Here is a 13,993-nt window from a genome sequence, read left to right as displayed (position 1 = left end):
GATATCGCGGAATCTAAGACTTCTAGTAGACGAGCCGAGAAAGACGAATCATGACTGAGACCCCCACCGGCACCGGCGGCGCAGGTGGCTTCGGATTCGGCGACGACCGCATCCAGCCGATCGAGCTGCAGACGCTCATGCAGCAGAGCTACATCGACTACGCGATGACCGTCATCGTCGGGCGCGCGCTGCCCGACGTGCGCGACGGGCTCAAGCCCGTGCACCGCCGCATCCTCTACGCGATGTACGACGGTGGCTACCGCCCCGACCGCGGCTTCTCGAAGTGCTCGCGCGTCGTCGGTGACGTGATGGGTCAGTACCACCCCCACGGTGACACCGCGATCTACGACACCATGGTCCGCCTCGCGCAGCCGTGGGTGCTGCGCTACCCGCTGATCAACGGCCAGGGCAACTTCGGCTCGCCGGGCAACGACTCCGCCGCCGCCATGCGCTACACCGAGTGCCGGATGGCGCCGCTGGCGATGGAGATGGTGCGCGACATCGACGAGGACACCGTCGACTTCCGCCCCAACTACGACGGTCGCTCGCAGGAGCCGACCATCCTGCCCTCGCGCTTCCCCAACCTGCTCGTCAACGGCTCGGCCGGCATCGCGGTCGGCATGGCGACCAACATCCCGCCGCACAACCTCATCGAGGTCGCCGAGGGCGCGACGTGGGCGCTCGAGCACCCCGACGCCACCAAGGAAGAGCTCCAGGACGCGCTCATCGAGCGCATCAAGGGCCCCGACTTCCCCAACGGCGCGCTCATCGTCGGCCGCCAGGGCATCGAGCAGGCCTACCGCACGGGTCGCGGCTCGATCACCCAGCGCGCGGTCGTCGAGATCGACGAGGACGCCAAGGGCCGGGTGATGCTGGTCATCAGCGAGCTCCCCTACATGGTCAACCCCGACAACCTCGCGCTCAAGATCGCCGAGCTCGCCGACACCGGCCGGATCCAGGGCATCTCCGACGTCCGCGACGACACCAGCTCGCGCACCGGCCAGCGCCTGGTGATCATCCTCAAGCGTGACGCCGTCGCGCGCGTCGTGCTCAACAACCTGTTCAAGCACACCGAGCTCCAGAGCAACTTCTCCGCCAACATGCTGGCGCTGGTCGACGGGGTGCCGCGCACCCTGCCGATCGACCAGTTCATCTCCAACTGGGTCACCCACCAGATCGAGGTCATCCAGCGGCGTACGCGCTTCCGCCTCGCCGAGGCCGAGCGCCAGGCCCACATCTACCGCGGTCTCGCCAAGGCGCTCGACGCCCTCGACGAGGTCATCGCGCTGATCCGCCGCAGCCCCGACGTCGAGGAGGCCCGCAGCGGCCTGATCGCGCTGCTCGAGATCGACGAGGTCCAGGCCAACGCGATCCTCGAGATGCAGCTGCGCCGCCTGGCCGCCCTCGAGCGCCAGAAGATCATGGACCGCCTCGCCGAGCTCGAGCTCGTGATCGCCGACCTCGAGGACATCCTCGCCAACGAGCCCCGCCAGCGGCAGATCGTCTCCGACGAGCTCAAGGAGATCACCGACAAGTACGGCAACGAGCGGCGTACGCAGATCATCGCCGCCGACGGTGACCTCTCGATGGAGGACCTGATCCCCGACGAGGAGCTCGTCGTCTCCATCACCCGCGGTGGTTACGCCAAGCGCACCCGCGCCGACCAGTACCGGCTCCAGAAGCGCGGCGGCAAGGGCGTACGCGGTGCGACGCTGCGCGGCGACGACGTCGTCCAGCACTTCATCGCGACCACCAACCACCACTGGCTGCTGTTCTTCACCACGGCCGGTCGCGTCTACCGGACCAAGGCCTACAACCTGCCCGAGGCGGCGCGCGACGCGAAGGGCGGCCACGTCGCCGGCCTGCTGAGCTTCCAGCCCGACGAGGACATCGCCCAGGTGCTGGCGATCCGCGACTACGAGCAGGCGCCCTACCTCGTGCTCGCCACCCGCACCGGCCTGGTCAAGAAGACCAAGCTCGGCGACTACAACAGCCCGCGCCAGGCCGGCGTCATCGCGATCAACTTCCGCGAGGACGACGACGAGCTGATCGGCGCCGAGCTGGTCGACGGCGACGACGACATCCTGCTGGTCTCCCGCAAGGGACAGTCGATCCGGTTCAAGGCCGACGACGACCAGCTGCGCCCGATGGGTCGCGCCACCGGTGGTGTGCGCGGCATGAAGTTCCGCGACGGCGACTCGCTCCTGTCGATGTCGGTCATCCGCGCCGAGCAGGTCGCGGCCGAGGAGGCCGTCGAGGGCGACGCGTCGGAGTCCGAGGAGGTCAAGGAGCAGTACGTCTTCACGATCACCGACGGCGGCTTCGCCAAGCGCAGCCGGATCAGCGACTACCGCCTCCAGTCCCGCGGCGGCATCGGCATCAAGGCGATGTCGCTCTCCAACGAGGACCGCGGCGGCCTGGTCGGCGCGTTCATCGTCGAGGAGGAGGACGAGGTCCTCTCGATCACCAGCGGCGGGCAGGTCGTCCGCAGCCCCATCGACGCCAACTTCCGGCCCACCGGACGCTCGACCATGGGCGTGAAGTTCGTGACGCCGAAGTCGGGCGACACGGTCGCGGTCGTGGCCCGCTCGGTCGAGGCGAAGGTCGTCGAGGAGGCTGAGGAGGCGGGTGCGGCTGCCGCCGCCGAATCGCCCGACGTGACCGACGGTGCAACAATCGAGGACCAGGACGCAGTCGATGCTGCTGACGAGACCGTCGCCGACGAAGACACCGAGGAGTGATCCATGGCGGACCGCACCGCGACTCCCAGTCGTACGACCGGCAAGCAGCCTCCCCGCAGGTCGCTGACCGAGCGGCTCCAGGACACCATGTCCAACGCCGCGCAGGAGCACCGCGCCAACGCCGAGACCGGGGCCGGGCGCGGTCGTCGGGCCTCGCGGGCGTCGGGACGACAGCCCCGTAGGGCACGGCTCCGGCTGACGCGGATCGACCCCTGGTCGGTCATGAAGACGTCGTTCCTGCTGTCGGTCGCCTTCGGTGTCGTGACCTTCGTGGCGATCTTCATGGTGTGGTCGGTGCTCGGCGCCGCCGGCGTGTGGGACTCGATCAACTCGGCCGTCGCCAGCATCGTCGAGGGCGACAGCGGCAACTCGACCTTCGACGTCACCGACTACGTCGGCATGTCGCGGGTGCTCGGCTTCACCCTCCTGGTCTCGGTGCTCGACGTCGTCCTGCTGACGGCGATCGCCACCCTGACGGCGTTCCTCTACAACCTCGCCGCCGCCCTCCTCGGCGGCATCGAGGTCACCCTGGCCGAGGACGAGAAGTGATCGGTGCCCTCCCCGGGGCCTCGATTCGCACCGCCTGACCACGGTCGGGTAATCTTCGGCGTCGTCGCACAGCGGCACTGCGGGCCTATAGCTCAGACGGTTAGAGCGCTTCCCTGATAAGGAAGAGGTCGGAGGTTCAAGTCCTCCTAGGCCCACTCCATCCCCACTTCCCTCTCGACCTGTCACGAGGAGAACCGCATGAAGAAGCTCCTGCTGGTCATCCTCGCCGCGGCCGGTGCCCTGGTCGCGAAGAAGAAGATGGACGAGGGCAAGAACGAGCAGGCCCTCTGGGCCGAGGCCACGGACACCGTCCACAAGGCCTGACGCTCGTCCCCTCTGCAACACCTGGGGCCTTGGCGCAATTGGTAGCGCACCTGCTTTGCAAGCAGGGGGTTAGGGGTTCGAGTCCCCTAGGCTCCACCACTCCCGCAGGAGATGTGCCCGCGCAACTGGTAGCGGCTCCGCCGTTCCGCAAGCAGGGGGTGAGGGGTTCGAGTCCCCTAGGCTCCACCAGATGAATCCGTGCCGCGTCCTGGTGTTCGGCGCGACGGCCTCAGGCGTCACCACCCTCGGCAGGGCACTCGCTGCCCGCTGGTCGGTCCCGCACGCGGACACGGACGACTACTTCTGGGAGCCGACCGAGCCGCCGTACACGGTGAAGCGGGTCGAGGAGCGACGGCTCGAGCTGATGCAGGAGATGTTCCTGCCCCGACGTGCCTGGGTGCTGACCGGGTCCGTGATGGGCTGGGGTGAGCCGTTGCTCGACGCCGTCGACGTCCTGGTGTTCTGCAGCCTCGACCCGGACGTACGCCTGGAGCGCCTGCGCGCGCGGGAGGCGGTGCGCTACGGCGACCGCATCCTCCCCGGCGGCGACCTGGCCACCACGCACGAGGAGTTCGTGACGTGGGCGGCGGGCTACGAGGTCCCCGACTTCGCCGGCCGCAGCCGGACACTGCACGAGGCGTGGATGACGCGGTTCAGTGGACCGATCGTGCGCCTCGACACCTCGCGCCCGGTCGCCGACCTGGTCGGCGAGCTCGCAGACTCCTGAGCGAGCTTGTGCGGTGGCTGTGACGTGGCAGACGCGTCACGATCACCGCACAGTCACGAAGTCACCGGATATCCGGGGACTTCCGGAGACCGGCGCTGTCGTATCGGCGAGACCCCGTTCGTGGTACTGGTGAGAGGTCGCCCGACGGGGGTGGCCGTACACCGCTGGAGATGACCATGCACTACCTCCTTTCCGTGATCGACGACTCCGCGAACCCCGGCCCGGCCGACGAGCCCGGCGCGGTCGAGGCGTTCAACGACCAGCTGAAGAAGGACGGCTACTGGGTGTTCGCCGGCGGGCTCGAGCGGCTCGACGCGTCCACCGTGGTCGACGCCCGGTCGGGCGAGACCGCGATCACCGACGGTCCGTTCGCCGAGACCAAGGAGTTCCTCGCGGGCTTCTGGGTGATCGAGGCAGCCGACCTCGACGTCGCGCTCGAGCTCGCCGCCGGCGGGTCGAGGGCCTGCCACCGCAAGATCGAGGTCCGGCCCTTCGACGGGATCGCGTGAGCGAGCTCGACGAGGTCATCGCACGGGTCCACCGCGACGAGTGGGCCCGGGTGGTGGCCACCATCGCGCGGCGGTTCGGCGACCTCGACGTCGCCGAGGACGCGACGGCCGAGGCCTTCGCCACCGCCCTCGAGCACTGGCGTGCCCACGGCGTTCCGCCCAACCCGGGCGGCTGGCTCACCACCACCGCCGGCAACAAGGCCCTGGACCGCGTACGACGTGAGGGCCGGCGCGAGGAGAAGCAGAAGGAGGCGCAGATGCTCAGCGACCAGCTCTCCGGTCCCGCCGAACCCGTCGGGGCGGTCGACGACGACCGGCTGCGGATGCTCTTCACCTGCGCCCACCCGGCGCTGGCGATGGAGGCGCGCGTCGCGCTGACGCTGCGGATGGTCGGCGGGCTCACGGTCGCCGAGATCGCGCACGCCTTCCTCGTCCAGGAGACGACGATGGCCCAGCGGATCACCCGCGCCAAGGCGAAGATCAGGGCGGCCGGCATCCCGTTCCGCGTGCCGGCCGCGCCGGACCTGCCGACGCGGGTCGCCGGCGTCCTGGCCGTGCTCTACCTCGTCTTCAACGAGGGCTACCTCGCCACCGGTGAGGGCAGCGAGCCGGTGCGGGCCGAGCTGACGGGCGAGGCCCTGCGCCTGACCCGGCTGGTGCGCGAGCTCCTGCCGGACGACGGCGAGGTGGCCGGCCTGCTGGCGCTGATGCTGCTCATCGAGGCCCGCCGCACCGCCCGCGTGTCCGCGTCCGGTGAGCTGGTCACGCTCGAGCACCAGGACCGTGCCGCCTGGGACCGGACGCTCATCGCCGAGGGGCACGCGCTGGTGCGCGAGCGCCTGGCCAGCGGGCAGGCGCCCGGGCGCTACCAGGTCCTCGCCGCCATCAACGCCGTCCACACCGACGCGCACGACCTCCGCGACACCGACTGGTCGCAGGTCGTCGCGCTCTACGACCAGCTCGTCCGACTCGACCCGTCGCCTGTCGTGGTGCTGAACCGGGCGGTCGCGGTCGCCGAGCTCGACGGTCCGCAGGTCGCGCTCGCCCAGGTCGACGCCCTCACCGAGGCGCTCGACGGCTACCACGCGTTCCACGCCGCGCGCGCCGACCTGCTCCGCCGGCTCGGCAGGAGTGCCGACGCGCGGACGGCGTACGACCGCGCGATCGGGCTCGCCGGCAACACGGCCGAAGCGGCCTACCTCACCCGGCGACGCGACGAGCTCGCGCGCTAGGAGCGGGCCCACTCGGCGAGGACCTCGGTCCCGTCCGGGCCGACCGGCACCCGGACGAGGACGTCCTTCCCGCCCGGCCAGTGGATCCCCATCCGGCGCCACAGCTCGGTGACGACCCACCCGTCGACCAGGTGGTGCTGGTCGTCGGGGTGCGCCTTCGGCGGCGGGCGCAGGCGCGAGCGCGCGCGACGTACGGACACCTGCTGGAAGTACGGCGCGATGGCCGCCCGGTCCACGCCGACCGCCTCCGCGACGACGTCCGCATCCCCGAGCCACGACTCGTCGTACTCGCCGGCGCCGAAGTACTCCGGGATGTTGACGTGCCGGTCGAGCTCGGTCCCGCGGTCGACCAGGTGGTGCGACCACAGGACGTCCTCGTAGATCATGATCGCCGACGCGAGCGTGCCGAGCCGGAGGGTCATCTCGACGGCCAGGGCCTCGGGTGGCACCACGTAGTGGGGCCGCAGGTGGACCCAGCCGTCCCTGGCCGGCGCGACGAGCACGTCGTGACGGGTGAGCTGCGACGTCGACGGGTCGAACTCGTAGTGCACCTCGACCGGGTGGCCGAGGCTCCGCATGAACGACTGGAACACGTCGGCGACCTCGTCGGCGTCGGTGCTGCGCAGTGCGACGGCGCTCTCCATGACACCCATGCGCGGCATGCTCGCACGCGGGGCCACGCACCGCTGGGGGTTCGCTCAGGATCGGCTGGGACAATCGGAGCCGTGACCGCTCCGCGCCGACCCGGCCTGCTGACCGACCTCGGCGCGGCGGCCCTCACCCTCGTGCTGGTCGGGATCGCGGGCTGGCTCGGGATGTGGCAGTACGACGCGTGGCAGGCGCACCGCACGGCCGAGGCGCGCGACCTGACCGACGTCGCGCCCGTGCCGCTGACCGACGTGATGGGCAGCGACGACCCGTTCCCGGGCCAGGACGTCGGTCGTCCGGTCGAGATGACGGGCACGTGGATCGACGGCGGGTTCTGGGTCCGCGACCGCACGCTCGGCGACCGCGACGGCTACTGGGCCGTGGCACCCCTCCAGGTCGACGACGCCGCCGTGCTCGTCGTACGCGGGTGGGCCGCCGAGCCCGACCCGACCCTGCTCGCCGCGACCGGCGAGGCCGACGTGACCGGCTGGCTGCAGGCGCCCGAGGGCAGCCTGGTCACCGACGACGACGCCGATGACGACGTCTTCCCCGAGATCCGGGTCGCCGACGCCGTCCAGCGCGTCGACGTCGACCTCTACTCCGCCTATGCCGTCAGCCAGACGCCGGCCGACGGGCTGGAGGCCGCCGAGCTCGAGGCGCTGCCGAGCCCGAGCCGCTTCACCGGCATCCGCAACCTGCTCTACGCCGTCGAGTGGTGGATCTTCGGGGCCTTCGCGGCCTTCATCTGGTGGCGTTGGCGGCAGGACGAGACCGCTCCCGAGGTCGAGGAGCTGCCGCTACCGGTCGACGGATAAGTTGGCGGTCGTGTCCCGCAACCTCACCGCCTACCGCGTGATGGCCACGATCGTCGGCGTCCTGCTCGTGGTCCTGTGCCTGGTCGGCGTCCCCCTCGCGAACTTCGACGGCTCGCCCATGTGGGGCGTCTTCGACAGCACGCCGGCCTGGGTGACGACCGGCTCCGACGTCAACGAGCTCGGCGAGATGATCACGACCTACCTGGGCGTCGCGCACGGCTGGCTCTACATGATCTTCCTGCTCAGCGCGTTCCTGCTCTCGCGCCGGGCGCGGTGGGACCTGCCCTTCACCCTGGTGACGCTCGTCTGCGGCACGATCCCGCTCCTGTCCTTCTGGGCCGAGCACCGCGCGACGCAGCGCGTGCGCGCGGAGCACCCCGAGCTGGCCTGAGTCACTAGGGTCGTGCCATGACCACCGCCTTCGTCCTCGGCGGCGGCGGGGTCCTCGGCGCCGTCGAGGTCGGCATGCTCCGCGCGCTCCTCGAGCGCGACATCGTGCCGGACCTCGTGCTCGGCACGAGCGTCGGCGCCCTCAACGGCGCGATGGTGGCGCGGCAGCCCGACCTGGCCGTGGTCGAGCGACTCACCGAGCTGTGGGCGGCCACCGCGCGCAGCCGGGACGTGTACGGCGACCGGCCGCTGCGCACCGTACGGCGAGCCGTCACCTCCGGCACCCACATCTACTCCTCCGCCCCGCTGCGCCAGCGCCTCGAGGAGGAGCTCGGCGACACCACCTTCGAGGACCTGCCGGTGCGCCTGGGGGTCTGCGCGGCGAGCATCGAGCGGGCGGCGGAGCACTGGTTCACCAGCGGCCCGCTCGTGCCGGCGATCCTCGCGAGCGCCGCCGTGCCGGGCCTGCTCCCGCCAGCCGAGATCGACGGCGAGCACTTTCTCGACGGCGGCCTGGTCAACTCCGTGCCCGTCGGCCGGGCCGTCGAGCTCGGTGCGACCCGGGTCTTCGTGCTCCAGGTCGGCCGCATCGACCGACCGCTCAAGCCACCCACCCGCCCGTGGGAGGTCGCCCGGGTGAGCTTCGAGGTCGCCCGCCGGCACCGCTTCATGCGCGACATGGCGACGATCCCCGAGGGCGTCGAGGCCCACGTGCTGCCGGCGGTCGGCACGTCGTCGAAGGACGACTCGCTGCTCGCCCACCGGGCCCTCCTCGATGGACACGGCGGCAGCGTGCAGTCGCGCATCGACGCGACGTACGACGCCTCCCGTCGCTACCTCGACGACGTGCTCGGCAGCTGATGAGCCCCGGCGTCTGGGCCCTGCGCCGACTCGTCGTCGCTCCGGCGGTGATCGCCCTGACGGTCGCGATCTGGGTGACCCTGCCGCTGTGGGTGATCGGCGCCGCCGCGCTGTCGCCGCTCCTGCCGGGCCGCTGGCGGGCGTTGCGGCTCTTCTGGGTCGCGGTCGTCTACCTGACCTTCGAGTCCCTGCTGCTCACGGTGATGCTCGGCCTGTGGCTGGCCAGCGGCTTCGGTTGGCGGATCCGGTCGCCCTACTTCGCCGGCATCCACTACGACCTGGTGCAGGGCACGCTCATCGTGTTCTTCCGCGAGGCACGTCGCGTGCTCGCGCTGCGGATCCGCACCGACGGACCGCACCCCCCGCGCACCCCGGAACGGCCCGTGCTGGTGATGTGCCGCCACGCCGGGCCGGGCGACTCGTTCATCCTGATGTACGCCCTGCTGCACTGGTACGCCCGCGAGCCGCGCGTCGTCCTGAAGAACACCCTCGCCTGGGACCCGGCCATCGACGTGGTGCTGCGGCGGATCCCGGCGAAGTTCATCTCGCCCAACCCCGAAGCGGGTGAGGACCTCGAGTCCCAGATCTCCGCCCTGGCGTCCGGGCTCGACCGCAACGACGCGTTCGTGATCTTCCCCGAGGGCGGCAACTTCACCGCCGAGCGGCGCGAGAAGGCGATCACCCGGCTGCGCAGGCTCGGGCTCGAGGGGATGGCGCGGCGTGCGGAGGAGATGACCCACGTGCTGGCACCCCGTCCGGGCGGAGTGCTGGCGGCGCTCGAGGCGGCGCCCGACGCCGACGTCCTGATGGTCGCGCACACCGGGCTCGACCACCTGGTGACGGTCAGCGACGTGTGGCGCGAGCTGCCGATGGACAAGCAGATCACCATGCGGTGGTGGCAGGTGCCCCGCGACGAGATCCCCGAGGGCCGCGAGGAGCGGATCGACTGGCTCTACGGCTGGTGGGAGCGCGTCGACGGCTGGATCGAGGAGAACCGGCCCGCGTGAGCGGCCGGACATGACTCGAGCGGTGGCCCAGCCACGTCCCGTACGTCGGAGATGTGGGTGGACCACCGCTCGAGGTGGTGGTGCGGGGACTACTTCTTGTCGGCCGGCACGTCGTCGATGTCGATGATCTCGGCGGGCTCGTCCGGGGTGGTCGCCTCGTGGGCCCCCTCGACCGCGTCGCTGATCGCCTCACCGGGCGCGCCGCCACCGACGTCGTCGGTGGCCGGCGGGTCGACGGTGACCACGTCGTCGGCGCTCACGTCGTCCGGCAGCGGGTCGGTCAGCGGGTCGGCGTTGGGGTCGACCGTCGTCGTCGCCGCACCGACGGGTGCAGCCGCGGCGGCGGGCGTCGCCGGGGTGGCGGGCTTGGCGGGCGCCGGCGGGACGTAGGTCGACTGCCAGCCGGCGTCGGCGTCCTGCTTGGCACGCAGCTTGCTGAACACCACGCCGCCGATCGCGAGGAGACCGCTGATCAGCAGGAACTTCTTGAAGCGGCCGCCCTTGGGCTCCGGCTCGACGCCGCGCAGCTCGTTGGCCTTGGCGACGGCGGCGTCACGGGTGGACGCGGCCTGCTCGGCGGCGACCGCGGCCACGGACGAGGCACGCTCGGCGGCGGTCGCGCGGTACTCGGCCAGGAGCGGGGCGGCCTTGTCGCGCGCCTCGGCGGTCTTCGCCGCGGCGACGGCCGCACCGGCGGTGGCGGCCTCGGCGGCACGCGTGCGGCCCTCCTCGATCAGGGGCGTCGCCTTGTCGCGGGCGTCGGAGATCGCGGGGCCGGCCTTGTCCACGGCCTGCTCCCACACCTGCTCGATCTGCGGGATGACCGTCTCGGTGAACTGGTCCGAGAGCTGCTCGACGTAGTCGTGAGCCCGGTCCATCAGGGACTTCTTGCGGCCGAAAGGCATGCGGGGACCTCCTCTTTCTGTGTCCGTCCATCTCACCATGCCCACCAAGGGGCGACCAGCCCCGTCCGGGTGGGGGACGGGTGCACGCGTACGGGGTGGGGTGAGCGTGGCAGGATCGAGGCGCACCAATCGTGGCTCAGACCCCAGACTCAAGATCCGAGAGGCAACATCCCATGGCCGACCAGAAGGCGACCCTCAAGACCAACCGGGGCGACATCGTCATCGACCTCTTCCCGAACCACGCCCCCGAGACCGTCGAGAACTTCGTCGGCCTCGCCGAGGGCACCAAGGACTACCGCGACGACGCGGGCCGCACCGGGGAGAAGTACTACGACGGCCTCGGCTTCCACCGGGTGATCGACGGCTTCATGATCCAGGGCGGCTGCCCGCTCGGCACCGGCACCGGCGGCCCGGGCTACACGTTCAAGGACGAGATCCACCCCGAGCTCGTCTTCGACAAGCCCTACCTGCTCGCGATGGCCAACGCCGGCCCGGGCACCAACGGCTCGCAGTTCTTCATCACCGTCGGCGCCACCCCGTGGCTCAACCGCAAGCACACAATCTTCGGCGAGGTGGCCGACCAGGCCAGCCGCGACGTCGTGGACGCGATCGCCACCTCGCCCACCGGTGCGATGGACCGCCCCGTCGACGCCGTGGTGATCGAGTCCGTCACCATCGAGCGCTGAGCGCCTGATCCACACCGCACGATGACCCAGCCCTCCGAGGGCCCGGCCGCGACCGGGGTGCCGACCTGCTACCGGCACCCCGATCGCGAGACCTGGATCCGTTGCCAGCGCTGCGAGAAGCCGATCTGCCCCGACTGCATGCGCGACGCGGCGGTCGGCTTCCACTGCCCCGACTGCCTCAAGGAGGCCAACAAGGGCTCGCGGCAGCACCAGGCGCTCTACGGCGGCGAGCGCAGCGCCGACCCGCGCCTGACGACGTTCGTCCTGATCGGGATCAACGCCGTCATCTGGTTGGCGATCACCGCCACCGGTGGCAGTGCCTCGCAGCTCACCCGGCTGCTCGCGCTGATCCCGCAGGGCGCCTGCGGGTCGCGTTCTGCGCCCGGGGGCGTCTACCCCGGAGTCATCGACCCACAGCTGTGCGAGCTCGTCAACGGGGGTGACGGCGAGTGGCACGCCGGGTTCGCCGACGGTGCGTGGTGGCAGCCGCTCACCAGCATGTTCACCCACGTCGACGTCTGGCACATCGCGCTCAACATGATGGCGCTCTTCATCCTGGGCCCGGCCCTGGAGCGGATCGTCGGTCGCGTCCGGTTCCTGATGGTCTACCTGGTCGGTGGCCTCGGGGGCAGCGTGCTCGTGCTGTTCCTGTCAGGCGCCACCTCGGCGACCCTGGGAGCGTCGGGTGCGATCTACGCCGTGCTCGGTGCGCTCCTGGTGACCTTCCGCAAGGCGCGGCTCGACACCCAGTTCCTGATGCAGAACCTGCTGCTCGGTGTCGTGATCACCGTCGTGGGCTGGAGGTACATCTCGTGGCAGGGCCACCTCGGCGGCCTGCTCGCCGGCGCGGCGGTCGCTGCGATCGTGGCGTACGCCCCGAAGTCCCACCGCTCGCTGCTCCAGTGGGTGGGCGTCGGCGCGCTGACCGTGGTCCTGCTCGGCCTCGCCGTCATCCGCGCGGCAGCCCTCACCTGACACCCGCTCCACCACGGCCCCCGCGCTCCGTCGTACGACGGGGTGGCGGGGGCTCTGTCGTCCCCCGGGGGATTTCCCACAGGTGTGCACACAGCTGTGGATAACTACACGCATGTAATTCTCCACAGCCGTTGTCCACAGTGTGGAAATCCGAACGCATGTTTGCGTGCTCCCCGGTCGACCGGGGATCACTGAACGTGTCGGCCCGACCAGACGCCCCGAAATCGACTCGAGCGGTGAGAGAGACGCCTTCCCTTCCCCAGGAAGGCGCCTCACTCACCGCTCGAGGCGCGGGACCCCGAGCTCCGCAGAGCTCTCAGGTCGAGGGAGAACCTACTCCCACTTGGTCGCGAAGCTGAACCCGACTGCCATGAAGGCGATGCCGACGACGAGGTTCCACTGGCCGAGGTCGTTGAAGACCCAGAGCTTCGAGAGGTCGTCGGAGAAGACGTAGAAGGTGCAGATCCAGATCAGGCCGACCAGGAAGCAGCCGAGCATGCCGGCCACGACGCCGCGCCCGCGGCCCAGCGGGGTCGACGGGTGGGCGGAGACGACGAGGCCGAGCATCAGCAGGCCGAAGCCGATGGCGTAGTTCCAGCGGCCCAGGTCGGCGACGGCCTGGGGCGAGCCCTCGACCGGCGGGAACGCGAGCGGGTTGCCACGGGCCTGGGTGTAGTAGAAGACCAACCAGGCGATGCCGGCGACGATCAGGAGCAGGCTGATCAGGAACCTGACGGAGAAGAGGCGGGTCTTCTCCTCGGTGGCGATCGAGCTGGACTTCGACACTGCTGCTCCTGTGGCTGGGTTCGACTGGACGACGCGGGAGGGCGGGATGCGCCCGACGGGGGGTTAGCGTAGTCGGCATGTCGCCGGAGCCCCATTCATCCCCCGGTCGTCGACGCGTCTGGCGCGTGGCGACGCCGCTGGTGGTGCTGGTCAGCGGGACCCTCTTCGGCGTGAGCGCGCAGCAGAGCGACGGACTCGACCTCCGCGGCGGCCGGTTGACCGATCTCGCCTCCGTCGTGCGGGCCGAGCGCGACGACGCCGGCGACCTGACGGCGCAGGTGGCCGCCCTCAACAGCGAGGTCGAGGCGCTGAGCGCCGGACTGGGCGACCGCTCGGTCGCGCGCGTGCAGGAAGAGGTCGCCACGCTGGTCGACCCCGCCGGCCTGACCGAGAAGGCCGGCCCGGCCGTGCAGGTGACCCTCGACGACGCGAGCTTCGAGGCGCGGGCGGCCTACGAGGACGACCCCAACGACCTCGTCGTGCACCAGCAGGACATCCAGGCGGTGGCCAACGCGATGTGGAACGCGGGGGCCGTCGCGGTGACCATCCAGGGCCAGCGGCTGATCTCGACGACCGGCATCAAGTGCTCGGGCAACCAGGTGACGCTCAACGGCCTGCCCTACTCACCGCCCTACGTCATCGTGGGCATCGGTGACCCCGCCCGGATGCAGGCCGAGCTGACCGTCGACCCGACCCTGGCGATCTACCGCAGCTACACCACGATCGCCGGCGGCGGCGTCTTCTGGGACATGGCCGAGCTGGAGTCGGCGGTCGCGCCGGCGTACGACGGTCTGCTCGACCTCACCTACGCCACTCCGATCCCGGAGTGAGCGGGCCT

16 protein-coding genes and 2 tRNA genes are annotated in these 13,993 nt (G+C 70.7%); 15 read left to right on the top strand and 3 right to left on the bottom strand.

Annotation, left to right across the window (positions count from 1 at the left end):
* The first annotated feature begins 50 nt into the window (after positions 1-50).
* From gyrA to JI751_RS03180, 8 genes are all read left to right on the top strand, one after another.
* Positions 51-2,741, top strand: coding sequence for a DNA gyrase subunit A (gyrA, locus tag JI751_RS03210; RefSeq protein WP_201933306.1), 2,691 nt, complete (start codon positions 51-53; stop codon positions 2,739-2,741).
* Between the two features lie 3 nt (positions 2,742-2,744).
* The gene (locus JI751_RS03205; protein ID WP_201933305.1) at positions 2,745-3,290 is read left to right on the top strand and encodes a DUF3566 domain-containing protein; all 546 of its coding nucleotides are present in this window, start codon (positions 2,745-2,747) and stop codon (positions 3,288-3,290) included.
* 81 nt (positions 3,291-3,371) lie between these two features.
* Positions 3,372-3,445 (top strand) — tRNA-Ile (locus JI751_RS03200).
* 43 nt (positions 3,446-3,488) lie between these two features.
* Positions 3,489-3,614 (top strand): DLW-39 family protein, encoded by a 126-nt coding sequence (locus tag JI751_RS20810; protein WP_236665528.1) that lies wholly within the window; start codon positions 3,489-3,491, stop codon positions 3,612-3,614.
* 23 nt (positions 3,615-3,637) lie between these two features.
* Positions 3,638-3,713, top strand: a tRNA-Ala gene (locus JI751_RS03195).
* Positions 3,714-3,804: 91 nt separating this feature from the next.
* Complete coding sequence (locus JI751_RS03190; protein ID WP_201933302.1) at positions 3,805-4,341, top strand: P-loop NTPase family protein; 537 nt, start codon at positions 3,805-3,807, stop codon at positions 4,339-4,341.
* A gap of 176 nt (positions 4,342-4,517) precedes the next feature.
* Positions 4,518-4,850, top strand: a complete 333-nt coding sequence (locus tag JI751_RS03185) for a YciI family protein (RefSeq protein WP_201934556.1) — start codon at positions 4,518-4,520, stop codon at positions 4,848-4,850.
* The gene (locus JI751_RS03180; RefSeq protein WP_201933299.1) at positions 4,847-6,082 is read left to right on the top strand and encodes an RNA polymerase sigma factor; all 1,236 of its coding nucleotides are present in this window, start codon (positions 4,847-4,849) and stop codon (positions 6,080-6,082) included. Before JI751_RS03185 ends, JI751_RS03180 begins: the two co-directional genes overlap by 4 nt.
* Here the strand turns inward: JI751_RS03180 and JI751_RS03175 are convergent.
* Complete coding sequence (locus JI751_RS03175) at positions 6,079-6,735, bottom strand: hypothetical protein (RefSeq protein ID WP_201933297.1); 657 nt, start codon at positions 6,733-6,735, stop codon at positions 6,079-6,081. The two genes, JI751_RS03180 and JI751_RS03175, sit on opposite strands and share 4 nt — an antisense overlap.
* A gap of 72 nt (positions 6,736-6,807) precedes the next feature.
* On the opposite strand from JI751_RS03175, the gene JI751_RS03170 reads away from it, so the two are divergent.
* From JI751_RS03170 to JI751_RS03155, 4 genes are read left to right on the top strand one after another with little or no spacing between them, the layout of a single operon-like run.
* Positions 6,808-7,545, top strand: a complete 738-nt coding sequence (locus JI751_RS03170) for an SURF1 family protein (RefSeq protein ID WP_201933295.1) — start codon at positions 6,808-6,810, stop codon at positions 7,543-7,545.
* A 10-nt stretch (positions 7,546-7,555) separates the two neighbouring features.
* Positions 7,556-7,936: a DUF3817 domain-containing protein gene (locus tag JI751_RS03165; protein ID WP_307813758.1), complete on the top strand. Its 381-nt coding sequence runs from the start codon at positions 7,556-7,558 to the stop codon at positions 7,934-7,936.
* 17 nt (positions 7,937-7,953) lie between these two features.
* Entirely contained in the window at positions 7,954-8,796 is an 843-nt protein-coding gene (locus JI751_RS03160) for a patatin-like phospholipase family protein (RefSeq protein ID WP_201933293.1), read from the top strand.
* Positions 8,796-9,803: a lysophospholipid acyltransferase family protein gene (locus JI751_RS03155; protein ID WP_201933291.1), complete on the top strand. Its 1,008-nt coding sequence runs from the start codon at positions 8,796-8,798 to the stop codon at positions 9,801-9,803. Before JI751_RS03160 ends, JI751_RS03155 begins: the two co-directional genes overlap by 1 nt.
* Before the next feature lie 89 nt (positions 9,804-9,892).
* Here JI751_RS03155 and JI751_RS03150 read toward each other — a convergent pair whose 3' ends face one another.
* On the bottom strand, positions 9,893-10,708 hold the full coding sequence (locus tag JI751_RS03150) for a hypothetical protein (protein WP_201933289.1): 816 nt from the start codon (positions 10,706-10,708) through the stop codon (positions 9,893-9,895).
* A gap of 173 nt (positions 10,709-10,881) precedes the next feature.
* Between JI751_RS03150 and JI751_RS03145 the strand changes: the two genes are divergently transcribed.
* Both JI751_RS03145 and JI751_RS03140 read left to right on the top strand, forming a co-directional pair.
* On the top strand, positions 10,882-11,394 hold the full coding sequence (locus JI751_RS03145) for a peptidylprolyl isomerase (RefSeq protein ID WP_201933287.1): 513 nt from the start codon (positions 10,882-10,884) through the stop codon (positions 11,392-11,394).
* Positions 11,395-11,415: 21 nt separating this feature from the next.
* Positions 11,416-12,369: a rhomboid family intramembrane serine protease gene (locus tag JI751_RS03140; protein ID WP_201933285.1), complete on the top strand. Its 954-nt coding sequence runs from the start codon at positions 11,416-11,418 to the stop codon at positions 12,367-12,369.
* A gap of 333 nt (positions 12,370-12,702) precedes the next feature.
* Here JI751_RS03140 and JI751_RS21700 read toward each other — a convergent pair whose 3' ends face one another.
* A complete protein-coding gene (locus tag JI751_RS21700) occupies positions 12,703-13,203 on the bottom strand; it encodes a cell division protein CrgA (RefSeq protein ID WP_372440550.1) in 501 nt (166 codons plus the stop codon).
* A gap of 29 nt (positions 13,204-13,232) precedes the next feature.
* On the opposite strand from JI751_RS21700, the gene JI751_RS03130 reads away from it, so the two are divergent.
* Entirely contained in the window at positions 13,233-13,985 is a 753-nt protein-coding gene (locus tag JI751_RS03130) for a DUF881 domain-containing protein (RefSeq protein WP_201933280.1), read from the top strand.
* Positions 13,986-13,993: the final 8 nt, after the last annotated feature.

This window comes from Nocardioides baculatus, assembly GCF_016735675.1.
In the GTDB taxonomy this organism is placed as follows: Bacteria; Actinomycetota; Actinomycetes; order Propionibacteriales; family Nocardioidaceae; genus Nocardioides; species Nocardioides baculatus.
Note: the sequence above shows the minus strand (reverse complement) of the source record. Positions and strands in the feature narration are given on the sequence as shown.

Coding starts and splice junctions, on each gene's coding strand:
- gyrA (WP_201933306.1), top strand. CDS start 51: ATGACTGAGACCCCCACCGGCACCGGCGGCGCAGGTGGCTTCGGATTC.
- JI751_RS03205 (WP_201933305.1), top strand. CDS start 2,745: ATGGCGGACCGCACCGCGACTCCCAGTCGTACGACCGGCAAGCAGCCT.
- JI751_RS20810 (WP_236665528.1), top strand. CDS start 3,489: ATGAAGAAGCTCCTGCTGGTCATCCTCGCCGCGGCCGGTGCCCTGGTC.
- JI751_RS03190 (WP_201933302.1), top strand. CDS start 3,805: ATGAATCCGTGCCGCGTCCTGGTGTTCGGCGCGACGGCCTCAGGCGTC.
- JI751_RS03185 (WP_201934556.1), top strand. CDS start 4,518: ATGCACTACCTCCTTTCCGTGATCGACGACTCCGCGAACCCCGGCCCG.
- JI751_RS03175 (WP_201933297.1), bottom strand. CDS start 6,735: ATGGGTGTCATGGAGAGCGCCGTCGCACTGCGCAGCACCGACGCCGAC.
- JI751_RS03160 (WP_201933293.1), top strand. CDS start 7,954: ATGACCACCGCCTTCGTCCTCGGCGGCGGCGGGGTCCTCGGCGCCGTC.
- JI751_RS03155 (WP_201933291.1), top strand. CDS start 8,796: ATGAGCCCCGGCGTCTGGGCCCTGCGCCGACTCGTCGTCGCTCCGGCG.
- JI751_RS03150 (WP_201933289.1), bottom strand. CDS start 10,708: ATGCCTTTCGGCCGCAAGAAGTCCCTGATGGACCGGGCTCACGACTAC.
- JI751_RS03145 (WP_201933287.1), top strand. CDS start 10,882: ATGGCCGACCAGAAGGCGACCCTCAAGACCAACCGGGGCGACATCGTC.
- JI751_RS03140 (WP_201933285.1), top strand. CDS start 11,416: ATGACCCAGCCCTCCGAGGGCCCGGCCGCGACCGGGGTGCCGACCTGC.
- JI751_RS03130 (WP_201933280.1), top strand. CDS start 13,233: ATGTCGCCGGAGCCCCATTCATCCCCCGGTCGTCGACGCGTCTGGCGC.